Origin of the sequence: Paenarthrobacter sp. AT5, from assembly GCF_032764245.1 — a bacterium.
Lineage (GTDB): Bacteria > Actinomycetota > Actinomycetes > Actinomycetales > Micrococcaceae > Arthrobacter > Arthrobacter ureafaciens.
This window is the reverse complement of sequence record NZ_CP136441.1, coordinates 917649-936432: the sequence shown is the minus strand read 5'-3', so window position 1 is coordinate 936432 and position 18784 is coordinate 917649. Positions and strand designations below refer to the sequence as shown.

Sequence of the window (18784 nt, the reverse complement as noted above, 5' to 3'; positions counted from 1 at the left end):
CTTTCAATGTACCTTTCCGAGCGAGGTCCTTCGTGCCGGTTTGCCATCCACCCAGCCCACCGGGATACCCAGCCCGTCCACGGTTTCCGGGCTGGCAGTTTCCGATGCACCGATGACGGCCAGTGCGGAGACACCAACCGGTTCCGTTGAGAGCAGTGTTTGCAGGGCACGCACCCACGCGGCCGTGTCCCCTTCTTTCCGGCGTGCGTCGGCCACCACCCATACCTGGTCGGCGGACAGGCCGGCGATGGCGTGCGCCTGCTCCGGAATGTCTGATGCCTTACCCAGCCCGTAGGCGACCACCACGTTCTGGCCGGTCAGTACTGCCTGGGCGCGCGCAGCCATCGCGCTTTGACGGCCTGAGACATGCAGGTGGCCGAACGCTGTCAGCTCTCCGGCGGTACGGACGTCCGAGCCTCCGGCGGCGATCGACATTTCCAGGGCCGGCCCCAAGGCGTCGTCACCGAGGCCCACAAGGAGGATCACGTTGCCGTTACCCTCCAGCGGCGCAGGAACCTTTTCGTTCGGAGCGTCCGACGGCGGTAGTGGCGGCTCAGGCACCGTGTGCAGAGCCGGAGCCGCCTCAAGTTCCTTGCCCAGGTGTTCCAGCAGCCCGGCGAAATCGGGTGAGGCCGTCGAAACGGGATCGGGCCGGTGCATCTCCCGCTCCGCTGCGTCGGCCCGCTCCAGCAGTGCGGCAATGGCAGGACCCTGCAAATCGTGGCCGGCAATCGGGTTCGCGGCGGTCTTTCCGGTTGAGGCGCGTGGAGCGGCAGGACCGGATGCCAGGGCCGCTGGGGCAATGCCAGCCGCTTCGCCCACCTCTACCGTCGCTTCAAACCGGGCAGCTGCGAACAGGCCCACGATGCCTGGATTGATGACCTTCTCGGCAGCCACAATCCGGGCCTGCGGACCATACTGCGTCAGCGCCTTCTCGCGGATAGCGTCGAGGGACGCTCCCCTAAGCTTGTAGCGCTTCGGCATGGCGAACCACCCCCACTGTTTCTATGCGTATGTTGGCCGATGACACTTCGCGGTACGACAAGACGGGGACACCGCCGTCGGGAGCGGCCACAAGCCGTCGGATCGCGGGTCGCAGGGCGGGGGCGCAAACGAGGACCGCTTGACGTCCCGTGGCCGCGGCTCCCTCTACCGCGGATTTAAGTGAGGAGAGCACAGAATCGAGCTTGGCTTGGCCCATCACGATCTGTGTACCGCCCTCGCCCGGGCGCATGTCCTCAAGCATCGACTGCTCCAGCAGGGGATCGATCATCACCACCGGAAGAACGTCGCCGTCCAAATACTTGTCGGCCAGGACAGGCCCCAGAGCTTGCCGCGCCGATTCAATAAGGGCTTCCGGGTCCGTAGATACCTTCGCCCGCAAGGACAGTGCCTCGTAGATGCGCGGGAGGTCGTTGATGGGGACCTGCTCCTCGAGGAGGCCCTCAAGGACGCGTTGGATCTCTGCGAGCGTCAGCAACCCGGGAGTAAGCTCCTCCACTGCGGAAGGGCTCTGCTTGCGGACTCCCTCGGTGAGGACGCGAACGTCTTCGCGAGTGAGGAGCCTTGCTGCGTTGGCGGTGATGATCGAGGACAAATGCGTCACCAGGACAGACACCCTGTCGATCACCGTGGCGCCTGTCATTTCTGCGCTGTGGCGCATTTCCGTGGGCACCCATTTGCCGTTCAAACCGAAGACAGGTTCCACGGTGGCCGTACCCGGGAGGGCGTCCAGGAACTCGCCCAGGGCCAGGAGCTTGCCCGACGGCGCCACTCCCCTTCCGGCCTCGACACCGGCGATGCGGATGGCATAGGTGGAGGGCGGGAGATCCATGGCATCCCTGGTGCGGACGGGCGGGACAACCAAGCCCAGCTCCATGGCGATCTTTTGCCGAAGCGACCTCACCCTCGCAAGGAGGTCGTCGGAAGCTCCGGAAACGATGTCCACCAGGTCCGGAGCCAACAGAATCTCCACCGGGTGGACCCGCATGTCTTCCATGAGCCGCTCGTTTGGATCTTCCTCCGGGGCCACCGCGGCGTTGCCTGCTGCCTCCGCCGCGGCAGCAGCTTTTTGCTGCGCTGCCACGCGTCGCGACGCGATCACCAACAAGGCACCCACCACAAGGAAGGGCAGGACAGGCATCCCTGGAATCAACGCCATGCTTGCCGCTGCAAGGCCTGCGATCAACAGCGCATTGGGTGACTGCATGAGCTGCGAGGATGCGGTGCGGCCCATGTCCTCCTCGGCATTGGACCGGGTGACGATCATGCCTGTGGAGACGGCCATGAGGAGGGCCGGGATCTGGGTGACCAAGCCGTCGCCCATGGTCAGCAGGCCATACGTGTTCAGGGCGTCAACGGCGTCCATGCCGCGCTGCAGCACGCCGATCGCGATGCCGCCCACAAAGTTGATGATGATAATGATGATGCCCGCGATCGCGTCGCCTTTGACGAACTTTGAGGCACCGTCCATGGCGCCGTAGAAGTCGGCTTCGGCAGAGACTTCGGCGCGGCGCTTCCGGGCTTCGGCGTCCGTGATGAGTCCGGCATTGAGGTCGGCGTCGATGGCCATTTGCTTACCCGGCATGGCGTCGAGGGTGAAGCGTGCGCCCACTTCGGCCACGCGCTCGGCACCCTTGGTGACCACCACGAACTGGATGACCACCAGGATCAGGAACACCACGGCACCGATGATCAAGGAACCGCCCACCGTGACCTTGCCGAACGCCTCGATCACCTGCCCGGCAAAGCCTTGTCCCAGCACCAACCGGGTGGACGCCACATTGAGTCCCAGCCGGAACAGCGTGGCCACCAGCAGCAGCGACGGGAACACGGAGAAGTCCAGGGGTTTCTTCACGAACATGCTGGTGAGCAGGATCAGGAGTGCCAGCAGGATGTTGCAGACAATCAGGAAGTCGAGCAGCGGAGCAGGCAGCGGGACCACCAGAAGCAGGACAATCCCCACGATGCCCACCGGGACCGACAGCCGGGCGAACTTGCTGTTCTTCATGACAGCAAACCTTCCTTCATGCGATGGATTCCACGGGCAGCGCCGCGCGTCTTGAGGGACATGACGAAAGCCAGGACAGCGGCCACCGAGCGGTACAGCTCCACGGGGATCTCCTGCCCCAGCTCACACGCCGAATGCAAGGCACGGGCCAAGGGAATGTCCTGGACCATGGGCACCCCTTTGCCCTCGGCCTCCTCCCTGATGCGGGCCGCTATGACCCCTGCCCCCTTCGCCACGACGCGAGGTGCCGATTTGCCGGCGTCGTACTTCAACGCGACTGCCACGTGCGTCGGGTTGACCAACACGACGTCGGCATCCCCGATCGCGGCGATCATGCGGTTCCGGCTCATGCTCAGCTGGCGCGAACGCCGGTGTGACTTGACCAGCGGATCTCCGTCGGTGTTCTTGTTCTCGTCAAGGACTTCCTTTTTGGACATCCGGGTTTTCTTCCGGTTGCGGCGCATCACGACGAACATGTCGGCGGCTGCCAACACGAGCCCGGCCGCGACCGCGAACTGGATGAGCGTCCCGACGCCCCCTGCGGCGGCCGCGAGCACACCGGCCACAGGCAAGCCCCCGGCGGTGAGGAGAACGGGCATCAAGCCTTGGATCACGGTGTAGAGGACAAGACCCACGACGGCGGTCTTCAGTAGTGCTTTGGCCCCGCCCCACAGCGCCTGGGCACCGAACATCCTCTTGAAACCGGCCAGCAGGTTGAAGTGTTCGAACTCGGGCCGGAACTTCTTGAAGCGGATACCGCCCTGCAAGGCAGACCCTGCCAGCACCACCACGGTAACCACCAGGAACAGTGGTCCCAGGATTCCCGCCAGAGAGGCGAGCCCGTCCTCCAAGGCCGCCACAGCTTTGGCGGGATCCGGATGGTTGATGATGCCCTTGACCGTGAAGAGTTGGTCCACGGCCGCGTTGGAGGCATGGTCGATGGTGGCCGGAAGCATTGCGGCGGCACCGCCCACCGCCAGCCAGGCCATGAGGTCCTGGGATCTGGAGAGCTGGCCCTTTTCACGGACCTCACGCATACGTTTGTCCGTGGCTTGTTCGGTCTTTTCCTGTGAGTCCGCCACTAGCCCACCCCCAGGACTGTCCGTGCGGCCAACTCGGCCAGGGAAGCGACCAGGCGAGGCAGGGCAAGGAAAAGGAAGCCTGCCAAAGCCAGAGTGATGAAGATCTTGAGGGGGAAGCCCAGGGAAAATGCATTCAGGGCCGGGGCCACGCGCGTGAGGAGACCGAGTCCGACGTCGGCCAGCACCAAAACCACCAGCAGCGGACCGGCTATTTGGACCGCGGAGATGAACATGCCGGTGACAGCGCCCACCATGGCATCCACGGGTTTGCTGAGGTCCAGGCCGCCGGCGAGGGGCAAGGCACTGAAGCTGCCCGTCAGGCCCCCGATCACCAGCTGATAGCCGTCCGAGGCGAAGAGCAGCGCGAGTGCCGCCATCTGGAACAAGCGCGTGAACTGGGCGCCGTTGACCATCATCTGGGGATCGAAGGCCTGCGCCATCTGGAACCCGCTGAAGAGATCGATCAGGCTGCCGGCCGACTGGATCGCCGCGAACACAGCCATCACCAGGAACCCCAGCACCAGGCCCGTTGCCAGTTCCAGGACGACGCCGGTGATGAATCCCGCGGTGTCCTTGGGCACGGCGTCCGCGGACAGCCGCTGGGACAATGCCAGGCCAAGGCCGATACCCAGCATGGCTTTGATCCTCGCCGGAATGGCATGATGCGCAAAGGGTGGTGCCACCACCAGGAAGGCCGTCATGCGGACCGAGGCCAACAAGAGAACCTGGATCCATGACTGGTCGATGGGAATGTCCACCTCACGCGCCACCGATCAATCCGGGGATGCGCAGGAAGAGTTCATTGGTGAACGTGACCATTTCCGAGATCATCCAGTGCCCGCACACCGCCAGCGCTATGGCTACGGCAACGGCCTTGGGGACGAAGCTCAGTGTGGGCTCCTGAAGCTGCGTGATGGACTGCAACAGGGAAATGCCCAGGCCAACCACCAAGGCAGTGAGAAGGGTGGGAGCTGCCAGTTTGGCTGCGACCATCATGGCCTGCAGGCAAATGTCCAGGACTGCGTTGGTATCCATCAGCCGCCCGAATAACTCTGGATCAGGGACGTGATCACCAGGCCCCAACCATCAACCAGGACAAACAGCAGGATCTTGAACGGCAAGGAAATCATCACCGGCGGGAGCATCATCATGCCCATGGACATCAGTGCGGCGGACACCACGAGGTCGATGACCAGGAACGGTATGAAGATCACGAAGCCAATGATGAACGCCGCCCGGAGTTCGGAAACCATGAAGGCCGGCACCAAAGTCTGCAGAGGGACGGATTCCGGGTTCTCCGGGTTATCCATTCCGGCCGCGCGCGTCATGAGCGCGATATCTTCCTCACGGGTATGGGCGAGCATGAAGTGCTGCAACGGAGTCCAGCCGGCGGACATTGCGCCGTTGAAGTCGAGCCCGCCGTTCAAGTAGGGCTGCACCGCCACGGTGTTGATGTCCGACACCACAGGCCACATCACGAACAACGACAGGAAGAGTGCCAGGCCGGCGAGGACTTGGTTGGGCGGGATGGCCGGGAGGGACAGGGCGTTGCGGGTCATCGCCAGCACAACGAAGATCTTTGTGAACGAGGTCATCATGAGCAGCAAGGCAGGCGCCACGGACAGCAACGTGATCCCGATCAAGGTCACTACAGCCGTGGACGGGGTCCCGTCCAAACCATTGATGTCGATGCTCACATTGCCTCCGGACCCCGGGGCTGCCGGAGGCGTCGGTGGTGTGGGCGGCGTGGGATCGATCGGCGAGGCATGGCCAACAGCGGTTCCAGCCCACATCAAGACCGCCGTGAGCAGAAGGGCCCACAGCGCTACGAACCACACCCGGTACAGCCGGGAGGAGGGCAGTCCCGGCAAGCCGGAACCAGCGGAACGAATCAATTGCGGCGTCCCCTGAAGGCATCGGAGGCCTGGCGCCACGTGGAAGCGGAAAGGATGGAGCCGTGCAGGGGGTGCGCCGGGGTGGCCGCCCGCCGGTGCAGGTCCGCCCGACGCCGGACCACGGGAACCTGCCCGGTGACCAGTTCAGTGCGGGGCACCTGTTCCCCGGATGCCTGCCGGAACAACTGAGCGAAACTCTGTTCCTCAACCATCGGCCGGGGCACCGAATCCATCACCTCAGCTGCAAGCACCGGTGCGTCACTGCTGTGCAGGACCGTGACATTGTGCTCCGTGACACCCAGCAGAAAGCGCTTGTCACCGGCATCGACCACCACCACGGAGGCCTTCTGCCCCACGGCCTGGCGACTCACCACGCTCAGCGTGGAATCGGCACGACGACGTCCCTTGCCTTTGCCGAGTCGGCGCTGGAGTAGCCAGATTGCGGCCAGCACGGCGCCGAGGGCAACGACGACGCGCAGCCCGAGGAGGAAGGAATCCATTTACAACGTTCCCTCTGCCCCGTCCAGGACACGGGTGATGCGCACGGCGTAGTCCTGGTCCACCACCACAACTTCGCCGTGGGCTATCAGGCGTCCGTTCAGCAGTACGTCAGCGGGGGCACCGGCCGAACGGTCGAGTTCAATGACTTTCCCCGGTTCAAGTGCCAAGGCGTCGCGGACGGACATTCGAGTACGGCCGATCTCCACCGTCAACGCCATCTCCACGCTGCTGATGAGGCCAAGCCGGGCCGTGAGATCGGAATCGCGGCCGTTGCGGGAAGGCCCGGAGTCATTGTTCCGCACCCGGACAGCGAACCATCCGAAAGGCACTGTGCCGTCGTGAAGTTCAAAAACAACCGTCGCAGGGTCCTGCAGCAGTCCTGTTGCATCTTCCTCGCGCAACTCCCCCAACACCCCGGCGTCGAACGCAGATGCAGCCTGCTCCAAGGCGGGACGAAGGACGTCACTTGCGGAGAAGGGCGCCCCGGTGGAGGCACCGCCGGCAGCGGCGAGAAACGAGGTGTCCACCAGCAGCAGGGCGAAGTCAGTCGTCGACGCACCTACAAATGTGGCAGTGACAGCCGGAGAGGCATAAGGTGCCGCGGACTCCGCGGGGACGATCCCGGCAACCGTCAGCAGTGAGGACGCTGGAAGGTGCTGTGCCAGGCGTTCGGCTGCCGCTTCCTGCACGGTAAGGGTGATGCTCATCGCTGGTGCTCCTCGGTAGTGACAATGACGGCGGCGGCCCTCGAACCGTTCCGTGCGGCGGCGGCTGTGGCCAGCCGGGTGCCGTTGATGGTGACGTCAAACGGCCGGTTCTCCAGGTGGGGCAACGGAAGGACGTCCCCGACGCCGAGTGCCAGGATCTGCGCCGGCGTCACCTGGGCGGGGGTTAGTTGGACAGCCACCTCAACGGGTACTTGGGCCAACTGTGTCCTGACAAGGGCTTCGTTGTCCACGCTATGGACTGTTGGGTTGACCTCTCCCAATCCGCTGAGCAGGACATCGGCCGGAATGGCCAGAGTTGCAGCACACTGGGTCTCACCCACGTTCACACTGAAGGCGGCCACCACCATCAGCTCAGAGGGCGCAGCGGCCTGGGCGAACTGGGAGTTGTATTGGATCCCGTCCATGGTGACGGACTGTGTCAACAGGTTGCCCAGGGAGTACTTCAGGTCCTCAAGGACTTCCTCCACCATGCGGCTGATCAACGAGTGCTCAATCTGCGTGAACTTGCGTTCCGGCACGGCGGTATCTGCTGATCCCCCCAGCATCCGGCTGAGCCAGGACAGCGCCGCCGTGGCGGGGAACTGGACCACCAGCCTGGACTCGCAGTCCTCGATCCGGCACAGGATCATCGACGTCACCGAAGGCAAGGAAGCAGAGTATTCGTCGTAGCTCTGCATGCTCAACTGTTCAAGTGTCGCCGTGGACTTCAGCCGGACTTTCGCGGTGAGCTGCGTGCCCCATTGCCGGGCGAAGGTTTCGAAGGCAACTTCCAGGACACGGCTGTGCTGGCGCGGCAAGGTGGTAGGCCGGCGGAAGTCATAGACGTCCACGGTGCGCCGGCGGCCTTCCTGTTCTCCCACGGACGGGACTATCGACCAAGATGAAGCGGGCGTAAGGCTGTTTTACTCTCCGTTATCCGGCGTTGGCTACTTCGCCTTGGCCGCAGCAGCGGTGTCCTGGGTTTGGGCTTCGATTGCCTGCGGAATGAGGGAACGGATGTCTTCCGGCCGGTCGGAAACCAGCACTACGTCCACCCGCCGGTTGAGTTCCATCAGTTCCTCCGTGGAATCATCCGTGACCTGCCGGGCGGCGCCAAAGGCCACGGCACCTATCCGGCCGGGCGGCATACCGGATTGGTCCACGAAGTACCTCAAGACGTTGACCGACCTTGCTGCGGACAGTTCCCACGTCGAAGCGTAAGCGGTATAGCCCTTGGCTGCGTGGCCCTCAACCATCACCTCAAGGCCTGAGCCAACCACGGTGGGAGCGATGGCGTTGAGGATCTTCAGCGCTTTGGGGGTGAGGTCCGGCATGTCAGGTTGGAAGAAGGTCTGGGAACCAACCAGCTTCACGGTCAGGCCCCGCTCCCCCACCACGAACTCCACATTCTGGTCCAGGCCTTGCGCTTGCAGCTGGTTCTGCATGGCGCCCTGCAGGGCAGTGAGCTTATTGACTTCCTCCGTGGCCAGGTCAAGGGGTGAGAAACCTTCACCGTTGGCCGTGGCCAATTCGCCCGGCACCACCACTCCACTGGCGGTATCCACCTTCTGGCTGATCTCGGTTCCGAAACCCGTGGCCAGCGAATTGCGGAGCTTCTCGAATTTGATCTGGTCTACCGATGACATGGCGAAGAGCACGATGAACATACACATGAGTACTGTGACCATGTCCATGTAGGAGGCCATCCAGCGTTCGTCCACATGATGCTCTTCAGGCTGAGCACCGCGTTTCCTGCGGGACCTCATGCGGCCCTGGACGTCGTCAGCTTGCCGGTCCTGCCGCCGTCGTCCGCCTTGTTCCTGGCGTTCTTGGCCTTGGGATCGGCCGGGACCATGGCCCGCAGCCGCTCCGCCAGGAGCAACGGCTGGGTCCCGCTTTGTACTGCGAGCAAGCCCTCCATCACGAGGTTCATCCGTTCCACTTCCAGCTCAGAGAGACGTTTGAGCTTGGCGCTGATCGGGAGCCAGATGAAGTTCGCCGACAGCAGGCCCCAGAGGGTGGCAACGAAGGCCGCGGCGATCATTGGACCCAGATGGTCCGGGGAGGACAGGTTCTCCAGCACGTGGGTCAGCGAGACCACAGTGCCGATGATGCCGATCGTAGGTGCGTATCCGCCCAAGGCAGCGAAGAACTTGGAGGCCACATGGTCCGCGCGCATCCGGGTATCGATTTCGTCCTCCATGAGGAACCGAAGCTCATCGGCGTCCGTTCCGTCGGCGATGTTCTGGAGGGAACGGGCCAGGAACGGATCCTTGGCGTTGTTGGCTTCTTCCTCTAAGGACAGCAAGCCGTCGCTCCGGGCTTTCTCCGCCAACCGGACCAGCTCGTCGATGCTCGCACTGGCCTTGGCCGGCTTGCCCATGAAGACTTTGGGCACCTGCTTGAACGAGCTGATGACATCGGGGAGCGTATTGCCTGCCAGGCCCACGGCGATGGTCGCGCCAAAGACCAGAACCATGGGTGCGGGAAGGAGCAATGACGTCAGGTTTGCGTGCTCCAAGGTGACCATGACCACCACTGAGGCAAAGGCTAGCAGCAGGCCGATGATAGTCACGGGGCTACCTTCCGTTTCGGGGGTGGTTGGGGTGTTCCGGTTCTTCTGCTTCGTCCGACTCGTCCGCTTCGTCCGCTTTGGGCGGCGGCACCAGGCTCAACGGGTAGCCCGTCACCCGCGGAAGGTCCTGCGCCCGGCGCAGCACGGTCGCCCGGTATTCCGCGATCAGCTCCACCACTTCGACCAGCGATTCCCGCACAACGTAGGCGGCGCCGTCGAGAGTCACCAAATGGGTGTCCGGACTCTCGTGGATCCGTTCAAGAATGTCCGGATTCACGGCGAAGCGGGTGCCGTTGAGGCGGGTCACGACGATCATGTGCTGTTCTGCTTTGGCTTGAGGTGGTTGTACCTCCTACTGTCGGCCGGGACCGGCGTGGCGTTAGGGGTCCCACCTAAACCTGCCCTGTCTGTTGGATGAAGGACGGACGCGGTCCGGCGTGTGCCATATTTGGCACAATCGCGCCTCTTTGAAAAATGTGCCATATCTGGCGCAAATAAGGGACTTGGTGCGTATGATCAATATATGTCGCAAACTCCGTTTTACCGGGCCGTTGATGCCGCCTCGCTGGGGCGGGCTATCAGCGGTGCCCGAAGGGAGGCGGGCATTACCCAGCAGGAGCTTGCGGATCGTCTGGGAACTGCGCGGCGCACCATTGTGAGGCTTGAGCACGGCGAAGCAGTCTCGGTCGTCCTCGCTATGGAAGCCATCCGCGTACTGGGCCGCGATGTCGCTTTGGTCCCCCGGTTCTCGAAGCTGCAGGTTAAGCCGTGAGCCCGCGGAACACGAGCCTGGAAGTATTCCTGCACGGAAGGCACATCGGCGTCCTCACCGGGTCTGGCCTGAGGATGTCATTCCGCTACGATCCGGACGTCATTGCCGAGTACGGCGCCGCCTCTATTCTGCTTTCATTGTCGCTGCCGATAGACCGCAAGAAGATCGACGGGCCCGCGGTATACAACTACTTTGACGGGCTCTTGCCGGAGGGGCAGGTCCGTTCGCATCTCGCTGCGGAGAACGGATTGTCGACCCCGGACGCCCTAGGGCTGCTCACCATTCTGGGTGCCGATTGCGCCGGTGCAGTCCAAGCACTCCCATCGGGTATGACCCCGGACGCCCCCGTTGACTCCCAACTGATGTCCGCCGATGAGGTCGTCCGCGTCGTTGAGGCACTGCCTACCTGGGACCTGCCCGAAGACTTCGCGATCACCGCTTCGCTGGGAGGTATTCAGTCCAAGGTGCTGCTGAGCCGGCGCAGGAACGGCTGGGCATGGCCGGCCCGCGGGACCGTATCCACCCACATCATCAAGCCGGAACCGCTGGATTCCCCTGTTCCGCATCTGATAGCCGCCGAGGACTGGGCTTTGAATGTTGCGGCTGCGGCGGGCTTGCCGGCCGCAAAGGCTCATGTGGAGATGTTCGGATCCCGCGAGGCAATCGTCGTAACCCGGTACGACCGCACTCCGGACGGCGATCGGCTGCACCAGGAAGATTTCGCCCAGGCGTTGGCCCTGGCCAGCACCTCCAAGTACGAAACCTCCACCGCACCGCCGTCCCGACTGACCCAGCTCGCGAAGGCTGCGGGACCGCACACCCGCGACGACCGGGAATTCCGGCGCACGCTGCTGCGGTCCGTTACTTTCAATCTCGTAATCGGCAATGGGGACGCGCACTCCAAGAACTATTCGATGCTCATCAGGGATGGAGGCGAACTGGAGCTGGCCCCGCTGTACGACCTTGCCCCCACTTTGCTCCTCTATGCCCCGAGCAATAACGCGGGCCACGTTGTGGGTGGTCAGTCCAGGCTCAACTACCTCACGTTGGAGCATGTGGTACGCGAAGGTGTGGCGTGGGGCATGGAGGCGGGAGATGCGCAGGCGACGGCGATCGCCGTGCTGGAGTCGGTCGAAAGAGCTGCTGCCACGGTGCCCGCCCGGGAAGAGATCGGGTTCCTGGGAGAACTCGTTACAGCACGAGCCGGTGACTTGCTAAACGGCGGAACGGCCCGCCGCGCCATTGCCGGCCAAGCGCCGGTCACCCCCTGACGTATGCCGGCGAAGCAGCCGATGCTAAAGGGACGGCCCGGGCTCCGATGGTCTTTGCAGCCCGGGCGGCCTCTCTCTTCTTCAGGAGACGTCTCCGGGCAATCAGCGCTTGAGGTTGCCCAGTTCCTGCAGGACCTCATCCGAGGTGGTGATGATGCGGGCATTCGCTTGGAAGCCGCGCTGGGCCACGATCAGGTTGGTGAATTCCTGGGACAGATCCACGTTGGACATCTCGAGGGAACCGGAGCTCAGCGAACCCAGTCCCGCATCACCCGGGACGCCGAGCTGTGCAGCCCCCGAGTTGGCCGTTGCGACGTACGTTGAGCCGCCGGCCTTCTCCAGGCCCTCGGCATTGGTGAACTTGGCAAGGGCCACCTGGGCGAGGACCTGGGTGCTGCCGTTGCTGAACGCGCCCACCACAGAGCCGTCAGCGGCCAGGGTGAAGGACTCCAGCTTTCCCGCTTCGGCACCGTTCTGGCCGGTGACGGTGACCGTGTCCATCTGAGCGAAGCCGGTGACGGCGCCAAGGTCCACGGTAATCCCGCCAACGTTGAGTGTTCCGCCCGAGGTCAGTGTTCCATTCGCGAACGTGAGCGCGCCCGAGCCGTTGGCTCCGTTGGCGTCCGCTCCGGCTACGCTCCACCCGGTGTTCGTGCGGCTGAAGGTGATGTTGAGCGCCCGTTCTGCCCCGTTGCCGTCGAACACCCTGATCTGGCGCTCCACAGCGGTACCCACGGCTGCATCAGATGGCAGGTTTCCAGCAAGCGCTGCGCGGGTTGTTGCCACAGCCGCAGCGGTAGCGTTCGGAGCCAGGGTAATGGGCCCCGTGGCAGCGCCCAGGTTCACCGCTCCGTTGGTGGCGGACCAGCCTTGGAGGATGCCGCCGTCGGGACTCACCAAGCGGCCCCCGGCGTCGAGCTGGAAGTTGCCCGCACGCGTGTAGAACTGCCGGGTCCCTTTCTCCGTGACGAAGAAACCCTCGCCCGAAATCATCAGGTCGGTGCCGCGGCCGGTGCTCTGCGATGAACCCTGGCCGAAGTTGGTGCTTACGCCGGCAACCCTGACGCCGAGCCCCACCTGGGCAGGATTGGAGCCACCGCTGTCCCCCTGTGGAGCAGCCGCGCCCTGGGCCATCTGTGAAAGGGTGTCCTGGAACTGGGCCGAGGAAGACTTGAACCCCGTGGTGTTGACGTTGGCGATGTTGTTGCCGGTGACGTCGAGCATGGTCTGGTGGGCACGGAGGCCGGAAATTCCGGAGTACAGCGAACGGAGCATGGTGTTGCCTTTCTTCGGTGGTCTGTTTGTTGTGTGCGCTTACGCGGCTGATGGTCCGGTGGTAATGCCTGTGATGCTGTCCAGCGGGACTTTCCTGTCGCCGATGCTGACCAGTGGGATGCCCTCGGCAAAGGACACGGACGTGGCCGTGCCGGAGCCCTTGGTTCCGTCGGCGAGCGCGTAATCCACGGTGGTTCCGATGATCTGGGCAGCAGCCGTGCGCATCTGCAACGAGAAGCTCTCCTTGGAACCGGCAGTAAGTTCCGTCATTTTCTCCATCATGGACAGCTGCACCGACTGGCTCATCATCTGGTTGGTGTCCATGGGCGCGCTGGGATCCTGATACCTCAACTGCGTCACGAGCAGTTGCATGAAGACCTCGGAATCCATGGTCTGGACGGGCTTGCGTACGGTTTGGCTTGGGCTGGCTTGGGCCGCGCCGGGTATGGCTTGGATGGTCACGCTGTTCTCTCCTTCACGTCAGACGAGGACGTCGAGGCGGGTTTGTAGTGGTCCACGATTGCGGGAAGCATCCAGGGCCGGCTCTCGTGGGCCCTGCGGGACCGGAGCCCGGAGTTCTGTATTTCCACTGGCTGGCCCTTCACCGGTCGGGACATGGCGGGGGTTGTCATGGGGATGATGTTGCCCCTGGGAGTTGTCGTGGGGACGGCGGTCCGTCTGGGGGCTGTCATCCGACGACAGGCTCAGGCTCGCTCCCATCTCCTCCAGCCCCCGCCTCAGCTCAGGGAGCACGTGGCGCACAGCTTCACGTCCCGCATCACCCGCGGCGAACAGTTCGATCCTCACACCCCCGCCGTCGATGTGCGCCCGCACAGTCAGCGGGCCCAGGTCCTCCGGCGACACCCTCAGCGTCATGACGTGCTCGCCTGGCTTGGCCGTGGCCAGCGTGAACAGGGGTTGGGTGAGCTGGTGCGCAAGGGGCTGGTTCGTTGCTTGGTGCGGGGTTGCGGATTGGGTCGGCGCCGGTTGGAGCTGGGCGGGTTGCGCCTGCGGCTGCACCTGCGCGTGATGAACGACGGCGGCGGGCGTCGCGGTCGCTGCCTGCCCTGGAACTCCCTCCGATTCGATGCCTCGCTGCGGGTCATGCCGTGCGCTCGGCACACTGCGCAGCGAACCCACGAATCGGGCCATGTCCCGCATCTCGCCGTGACTCCCCGCCGGCCTACCCTCCACCGAAGCAACGGGTACCCCACCGCCCACTCCCAGCCCTGACGACGAAGCGGCATGCGGCACAGGAATCACCGCAGAACTCCCTGCTTCGACGGATCGCTGCCCACTGGACGGCAGGAACCGTCTAATACGCTGGGAGTCGTCTAAACGGACCGGGCCAGGGGCGACGCCTACTCCGGACAAAGCTGCCTCTGGCGCAGGAGTTCCCTCCACTTCGATGCCTCGCTGCGGGGTGTGCCGTGCGCCCGGCACACTACGCAGCGAACCCACGAATCGGGCTTGCAGGTCCTGAGCCGAAGCCACGGATCCGTCGTCGGACAACTCCGTACCGTCCGCATCGGCGGGGCCGAGCAACCGCTCGAGGATGTCGCCAAAAGCCCCCGGACCTCCCGCTCCTTCGGCAGCGGGGAGGCTCATTGCCACCGACGAACCCCCTGCAACAACGGAACCAAGGGCCAACGGCGGCCCCTCCTGCACGGAAACCGACGACCCCTCCTGCGCAGAACCGGAAGCACCACCCGGCCTAACAACTCCGGACGGGCTGCCCGAAAAAAGGAACCCCACCTGCATCAGTCACCCCCGGACGGAACAATCCGGCGGATGGAGGTCAGGTTGGAATACTTCTCCCACGCATCCCGGATCTGGATAGTCTGGCCCGGCACAGGAGCATCAATGGCCTTGCCATTGCCCAGATAGATGGAAATGTGCTCGCCGCCATAGCTCACCAGGAGATCCCCGGCCCTGGCTTCAGCGAGCGAGGCTACGGGACTGCCTTTGTGCATTTGGTCGCTCACCACGCGGGGCAAGTCAACACCCAGGTCCTTAAACACGCGCTGCACGAATCCTGAGCAGTCCATGCCGACGGCCGGGTTGGTCCCTCCCCACACGTACGGCACTCCGATGTACTTCTTGGCTGCAGCAACCACGGCGTCCCCTGTGGCTCCCCCGCCCGTGGCAACGGGTGCGGCGGGGGCCGTTGCCGACGTCGTACTACCTACGGCGGCGAGCATCCGGGACATATCCGCAGGGGCGGAAGCGTCGGCAGTTCCCAGGGCCGAATTCAATGCCGAGGCGAAGGAGGAAGAAGAAACGGGCGTGACCGGACCAGAGGAGGCAGGAACAGGCCGCTCAACCAACTGCTGCAGCGATGCTTCGATGCTCTGGATCCTGCCCAGCGCCTCAACCATGCTCATGAGCCGGCCTTCCTGTGCCATGCCGCTGAGGCAATCTCATCCAGGGCGCCCTGTTCGGCGAGGAGTTCGGATGCAGCGAAAGCTGCATCGTGCCGGGTCTCCAGTTTCTCGAGGCCGACCGCGCGGCGCCGCGCCTCTGTGTACTCAGCCTGCGCGGCGGCGGCCTCCTCAGCGGCGACGGCTGCCAACGCATCAAGCTCTGCGAGCATGCTCTGCGAGGATGCCCGGGCAGCCGCGATGGCCAGCAAGGTAGCGGAATCTCCGGCGGTTCCGGCCGACTCCGCGAGGGCGGCGCGGGCCTCGGCGCGTCGGGCACGGACGGAGGAGGAACGGGCATTGGCTGAAGCCAGCCCCGTTTCGGCGGTCTTTTGCTCGGCCTGTCGCAGCCTCAGCAATCCTGCGAGGGAGAACTGTCGGTTCACGCGGCTCCTTCCACGTCAAAGCGGGTGGACAGTCTGGAAAGCCAAGCCCACGATTCGGCCATAGCGGAGGGCTCGCCCATGCCCTGGCGCAGGAACTGGTTGATGGCAGCCTCGTTGTCCAAGGCGGCGTCCACCAACGGGTTGCTCCCCCGGCGGTATGCGCCGACGTCGATCAGGTCCTGGGCTGCACGGCGGGCAGCCAGTACCCTCCGCAACTGCACGGCGCACGCGGTATGGACGGGGTCTGTTACTTTCGAGGCCACCCGGGACACGGATCCGAGAACATCGACGGACGGAAAGTGGCCTGTCACGGCGAGCTTCCGGTCCAGGACCACGTGCCCGTCCAGGATGGAGCGTGCGGCATCGGCAATGGGTTCGTTGTGGTCATCGCCGTCCACCAGGACTGTGTAGATACCCGTGATGGAGCCGGTTTCGGCGGTTCCGGCCCGTTCCAGGAGCCTGGCTAAAACAGAAAAGGTCGACGGCGGGTAGCCCCGTGTTGCGGGCGGTTCACCTGCGGAGAGGCCGATTTCGCGTTGGGCCATGGCTACACGGGTCAGGGAGTCCATCATGAGGACTACGTCCTGTCCGGATTCACGGAATGACTCCGCGATCCGTGTTGCGGTGACGGCTGCGCGGAGGCGCATCAGGGCCGGTTCGTCCGAGGTGGCAACCACCACCACGGATCTGGCCAAGCCTTCGGGACCAAGATCGTCCTCAAGGAACTCGCGTACTTCGCGGCCACGTTCGCCCACCAGCGCGATCACGGAAACTTGGGCGTCGGTGCCGCGGGCCACCATGGACAGCAGCGAGGACTTGCCCACCCCGGAGCCGGCAAAAAGGCCGATTCGCTGGCCCCGGCCGAGGGTGGTCAGGGTGTCCAGCACCCGGACCCCTGTCTGAAGGGGTGTGTCGATGCGCGCACGGAGCATGGGGTTCGGCGCTTCCTGGTCCAGCGGCACAAAGTGTGAACAGTCCAGCGGCCCCTTGCCATCAAGGGGCCGCCCCATCCCGTCCAGCACACGTCCGAACAGACCGGCCCCGGTGGGTACCATCACGGGACGTCCGGATGCGCGTGCCGGCGCCCCCGCGGCAATACCCGTGAGCCGGCCCAGGGGCATGCACCGCACTCCCCCGAGTACCGACGCCACCACCTCGGCGTCGAGCGCTTCCGCGCCGGATCCCACGGTCAGCAACTCGCCCACCGCGCAATCCAGCCCCGCTACCTCGAGTCCCAGCCCGAGGACGGAGGTCACGGTGCCCACCCGTTGCGGAGCGGCGGCGGCCACGGCGGCTGCGAGGCCCTTCATGCGTGGCTTCCAAGCAACGCCTGCCGGGCACGCTCCAATGCTGAGCCCAACCGCGCGTCAATCCACCCTTGAGGGTGTTCGGCGACGGCGTCGCCCGGGTTGAGCGCGGCGTCGGCCTTGAGCTCAACACCGGCGGGGAGCACGACGCCGGAAGCCTCCAAGGCGGCCAGGTCTCCCGGGTGCAGGCAAACCGTGGTGAGGGTTCCTTCGGAGTGCTTGAGCGCCCGGTCCACTGCAGCCCGGGCCGTCCGTTCACCGTGCGCCAGTTCGTAGCCAAGAATGGCCTCGGCGAGCTCCAGGGCAGTGGCGGCGAGCACGTCCTCGATCTCGGCAACCGTTGCCTCCCTGCGGCGCTGCGCGGCCGAAGCTGCTGCCTCCAGCACGGTGACGGCACGCGCAACAGCCAAGCGGCCGGCGTCGAGCCCTTCCGCCTGCTCAGCCAGCAGCTTTTCCCGCAAGCGGCGTAGCTCTTCTGCCGCTGCGCGCATGCCCGCTGCGTATCCGGCCGCGTGGCCCTGGGTGAACCCGCGGTCAGTGGCGGGAGCCTCGGAGCGGAGGACGGGGAACGTAACGCGGGTGTAGGGCTCAGTAGACAAAGTCGTCCTCGTCCCCGCGCCGGACAACAATAGCGCCCGCCGCTTCGAGCTCACGGATGGACCTGACGATATCTGCGCGGGCTTCCTCCACCTGCGAGGCACGGACAGGACCTGATGCGGCCGTTTCCGATTCGAGGATTTCCAGGTTCCTGCCGGACATGTTGGCCCTGATGGTTTCCAGGACAACCTGCGGGGCGCCCTTCATGGCGATGGCCAAGACGCTGGCGCTGACACCGCGAAGAATTTGCTGGATATCGCGCGGTTCCAGTTTAACGATGTCCACAAACGTGAGCATTCGCGCCCGAACCTCGGTGGCGAGGTCCGGGTCCACAGTGCCGAGTCCGTCCAACACCGAGCGCTCCGTGCTGACGTCGGAACGGTTGATGATATCCACCAGCGGCTGGATGCCGCCCACGACCTCATTGGATTTGCGTTGGGACATCACCGCCCCGGCTCGGACCTTGAGTGTTTCGGCGACGATGCTGACAGCTTCGGGAGACGCCGAGCCCATGGTCGCGATGCACCGGGCCACATCGATGCGTTGGACATCTTCCAAACCGGACATGACAGCGGAGGCTTTGCCGGGCCGGAGATGGGCCAGGATCAACGCGATGGTTTGCGGCAATTCCCCGTCGATCAGGGCAAGGATTTGCCCGGGGTCCATCATTTCCAGGAATTCGAAGGACTTTCCGGCCATGGTTGAAGCGAGTCGGTCCATGAAGCCGGCGGCTTTGTCGGCACCGAAGGATGCTTCAAGAAGTCCGACGGCGAATTCCTGGCCCCCGCGGGCGGAACAGCGGCCGCTGACGGCCAGTCCATGGAACTCGTTGATGACGTGATCTGCGACGGTGGACGGAACGCGGCGGAGACGAACAATTTCCGCGGCGATGTCCTCTGCCTCGGATTCGGAAAACTGGGCCATGACTGCAGCGGCACTGGCAGGGGTCATCTGCATGAGGACCACAGCCACCTTCTGGACCCCGC

Annotated in this window: 22 protein-coding genes; 2 read left to right on the top strand and 20 right to left on the bottom strand. The window is 64.4% G+C overall.

The genetic code is table 11. The features are described from left to right. Positions 1 to 3: 3 nt before the first annotated feature. From RI444_RS04450 to RI444_RS04395, 12 genes are all read right to left on the bottom strand, one after another. Positions 4 to 984 carry a hypothetical protein gene (locus RI444_RS04450; protein WP_207605062.1) on the bottom strand — a complete coding sequence of 327 codons (981 nt, stop codon included), beginning with the start codon at positions 982 to 984 and terminating at the stop codon, positions 4 to 6. Continuing rightward, positions 962 to 3010, bottom strand: a complete 2049-nt coding sequence (locus RI444_RS04445; protein ID WP_207605063.1) for a flagellar biosynthesis protein FlhA — start codon at positions 3008 to 3010, stop codon at positions 962 to 964. The genes RI444_RS04450 and RI444_RS04445 overlap by 23 nt, the downstream gene beginning before the upstream one ends. Next, on the bottom strand, positions 3007 to 4092 hold the full coding sequence (locus RI444_RS04440) for a flagellar biosynthesis protein FlhB (RefSeq protein ID WP_207605064.1): 1086 nt from the start codon (positions 4090 to 4092) through the stop codon (positions 3007 to 3009). The genes RI444_RS04445 and RI444_RS04440 overlap by 4 nt, the downstream gene beginning before the upstream one ends. Next, entirely contained in the window at positions 4092 to 4850 is a 759-nt protein-coding gene (locus RI444_RS04435; protein WP_207605065.1) for a flagellar biosynthetic protein FliR, read from the bottom strand. The genes RI444_RS04440 and RI444_RS04435 overlap by 1 nt, the downstream gene beginning before the upstream one ends. Position 4851: 1 nt before the next feature. After that, positions 4852 to 5127 (bottom strand): flagellar biosynthesis protein FliQ, encoded by a 276-nt coding sequence (fliQ, locus tag RI444_RS04430; RefSeq protein WP_021473698.1) that lies wholly within the window; start codon positions 5125 to 5127, stop codon positions 4852 to 4854. Continuing rightward, positions 5127 to 5885, bottom strand: coding sequence for a flagellar type III secretion system pore protein FliP (fliP, locus tag RI444_RS04425; RefSeq protein WP_079941265.1), 759 nt, complete (start codon positions 5883 to 5885; stop codon positions 5127 to 5129). Before fliP ends, fliQ begins: the two co-directional genes overlap by 1 nt. A gap of 98 nt (positions 5886 to 5983) precedes the next feature. Next, positions 5984 to 6487, bottom strand: a complete 504-nt coding sequence (fliO, locus tag RI444_RS04420) for a flagellar biosynthetic protein FliO (RefSeq protein ID WP_062095369.1) — start codon at positions 6485 to 6487, stop codon at positions 5984 to 5986. After that, entirely contained in the window at positions 6488 to 7195 is a 708-nt protein-coding gene (gene fliN, locus RI444_RS04415; RefSeq protein ID WP_069696711.1) for a flagellar motor switch protein FliN, read from the bottom strand. Then, positions 7192 to 8076 (bottom strand): flagellar motor switch protein FliM, encoded by an 885-nt coding sequence (locus RI444_RS04410; RefSeq protein ID WP_031216915.1) that lies wholly within the window; start codon positions 8074 to 8076, stop codon positions 7192 to 7194. Before RI444_RS04410 ends, fliN begins: the two co-directional genes overlap by 4 nt. Before the next feature lie 66 nt (positions 8077 to 8142). Beyond that, positions 8143 to 8916: a flagellar motor protein MotB gene (locus RI444_RS04405; RefSeq protein WP_021473703.1), complete on the bottom strand. Its 774-nt coding sequence runs from the start codon at positions 8914 to 8916 to the stop codon at positions 8143 to 8145. A gap of 41 nt (positions 8917 to 8957) precedes the next feature. Further along, positions 8958 to 9725, bottom strand: a complete 768-nt coding sequence (locus RI444_RS04400) for a motility protein A (RefSeq protein WP_069696719.1) — start codon at positions 9723 to 9725, stop codon at positions 8958 to 8960. A 49-nt stretch (positions 9726 to 9774) separates the two neighbouring features. Further along, the gene (locus RI444_RS04395; RefSeq protein WP_021473705.1) at positions 9775 to 10086 is read right to left on the bottom strand and encodes a flagellar FlbD family protein; all 312 of its coding nucleotides are present in this window, start codon (positions 10084 to 10086) and stop codon (positions 9775 to 9777) included. A 207-nt stretch (positions 10087 to 10293) separates the two neighbouring features. Between RI444_RS04395 and RI444_RS04390 the strand changes: the two genes are divergently transcribed. Beyond that, the gene (locus tag RI444_RS04390; RefSeq protein WP_021473706.1) at positions 10294 to 10542 is read left to right on the top strand and encodes a helix-turn-helix transcriptional regulator; all 249 of its coding nucleotides are present in this window, start codon (positions 10294 to 10296) and stop codon (positions 10540 to 10542) included. Beyond that, a complete protein-coding gene (locus RI444_RS04385) occupies positions 10539 to 11813 on the top strand; it encodes a type II toxin-antitoxin system HipA family toxin (protein WP_207605066.1) in 1275 nt (424 codons plus the stop codon). Before RI444_RS04390 ends, RI444_RS04385 begins: the two co-directional genes overlap by 4 nt. 102 nt (positions 11814 to 11915) lie before the next feature. On the opposite strand, the gene RI444_RS04380 is transcribed toward RI444_RS04385, so the two are convergent. The 8 genes from RI444_RS04380 to fliG form a co-directional block, all read right to left on the bottom strand. Further along, entirely contained in the window at positions 11916 to 13088 is a 1173-nt protein-coding gene (locus RI444_RS04380; RefSeq protein WP_062095363.1) for a flagellar hook protein FlgE, read from the bottom strand. Positions 13089 to 13127: 39 nt separating this feature from the next. After that, complete coding sequence (locus tag RI444_RS04375) at positions 13128 to 13550, bottom strand: flagellar hook assembly protein FlgD (RefSeq protein WP_242703142.1); 423 nt, start codon at positions 13548 to 13550, stop codon at positions 13128 to 13130. 18 nt (positions 13551 to 13568) lie between these two features. After that, positions 13569 to 14738: a flagellar hook-length control protein FliK gene (locus RI444_RS04370; protein ID WP_207605067.1), complete on the bottom strand. Its 1170-nt coding sequence runs from the start codon at positions 14736 to 14738 to the stop codon at positions 13569 to 13571. A gap of 110 nt (positions 14739 to 14848) precedes the next feature. Further along, positions 14849 to 15472, bottom strand: a complete 624-nt coding sequence (locus tag RI444_RS04365; RefSeq protein WP_069696708.1) for a C40 family peptidase — start codon at positions 15470 to 15472, stop codon at positions 14849 to 14851. Further along, positions 15469 to 15894: a flagellar FliJ family protein gene (locus tag RI444_RS04360; RefSeq protein ID WP_021473712.1), complete on the bottom strand. Its 426-nt coding sequence runs from the start codon at positions 15892 to 15894 to the stop codon at positions 15469 to 15471. The genes RI444_RS04365 and RI444_RS04360 overlap by 4 nt, the downstream gene beginning before the upstream one ends. Next, positions 15891 to 17204, bottom strand: coding sequence for a FliI/YscN family ATPase (locus RI444_RS04355; protein ID WP_207605068.1), 1314 nt, complete (start codon positions 17202 to 17204; stop codon positions 15891 to 15893). Before RI444_RS04355 ends, RI444_RS04360 begins: the two co-directional genes overlap by 4 nt. Next, positions 17201 to 17800, bottom strand: coding sequence for a FliH/SctL family protein (locus tag RI444_RS04350; RefSeq protein ID WP_207605069.1), 600 nt, complete (start codon positions 17798 to 17800; stop codon positions 17201 to 17203). The genes RI444_RS04355 and RI444_RS04350 overlap by 4 nt, the downstream gene beginning before the upstream one ends. After that, positions 17790 to 18755 carry a flagellar motor switch protein FliG gene (gene fliG, locus RI444_RS04345; protein ID WP_242703271.1) on the bottom strand — a complete coding sequence of 322 codons (966 nt, stop codon included), beginning with the start codon at positions 18753 to 18755 and terminating at the stop codon, positions 17790 to 17792. The genes RI444_RS04350 and fliG overlap by 11 nt, the downstream gene beginning before the upstream one ends. Positions 18756 to 18784 lie beyond the last annotated feature (29 nt).

What these genes read in the sequence shown, in the direction of transcription:
- fliG (WP_242703271.1), bottom strand. Translation starts at nt 18,755, where the DNA reads ATGCAGATGACCCCTGCCAGTGCCGCTGCAGTCATGGCCCAGTTTTCC.
- RI444_RS04355 (WP_207605068.1), bottom strand. Translation starts at nt 17,204, where the DNA reads ATGAAGGGCCTCGCAGCCGCCGTGGCCGCCGCCGCTCCGCAACGGGTG.
- RI444_RS04400 (WP_069696719.1), bottom strand. Translation starts at nt 9,725, where the DNA reads ATGGTCACCTTGGAGCACGCAAACCTGACGTCATTGCTCCTTCCCGCA.
- fliP (WP_079941265.1), bottom strand. Translation starts at nt 5,885, where the DNA reads ATGTGGGCTGGAACCGCTGTTGGCCATGCCTCGCCGATCGATCCCACG.
- fliO (WP_062095369.1), bottom strand. Translation starts at nt 6,487, where the DNA reads ATGGATTCCTTCCTCCTCGGGCTGCGCGTCGTCGTTGCCCTCGGCGCC.
- RI444_RS04450 (WP_207605062.1), bottom strand. Translation starts at nt 984, where the DNA reads ATGCCGAAGCGCTACAAGCTTAGGGGAGCGTCCCTCGACGCTATCCGC.
- RI444_RS04445 (WP_207605063.1), bottom strand. Translation starts at nt 3,010, where the DNA reads ATGAAGAACAGCAAGTTCGCCCGGCTGTCGGTCCCGGTGGGCATCGTG.
- fliQ (WP_021473698.1), bottom strand. Translation starts at nt 5,127, where the DNA reads ATGGATACCAACGCAGTCCTGGACATTTGCCTGCAGGCCATGATGGTC.
- fliN (WP_069696711.1), bottom strand. Translation starts at nt 7,195, where the DNA reads ATGAGCATCACCCTTACCGTGCAGGAAGCGGCAGCCGAACGCCTGGCA.
- RI444_RS04380 (WP_062095363.1), bottom strand. Translation starts at nt 13,088, where the DNA reads ATGCTCCGTTCGCTGTACTCCGGAATTTCCGGCCTCCGTGCCCACCAG.
- RI444_RS04390 (WP_021473706.1), top strand. Translation starts at nt 10,294, where the DNA reads ATGTCGCAAACTCCGTTTTACCGGGCCGTTGATGCCGCCTCGCTGGGG.
- RI444_RS04395 (WP_021473705.1), bottom strand. Translation starts at nt 10,086, where the DNA reads ATGATCGTCGTGACCCGCCTCAACGGCACCCGCTTCGCCGTGAATCCG.
- RI444_RS04365 (WP_069696708.1), bottom strand. Translation starts at nt 15,472, where the DNA reads ATGAGCATGGTTGAGGCGCTGGGCAGGATCCAGAGCATCGAAGCATCG.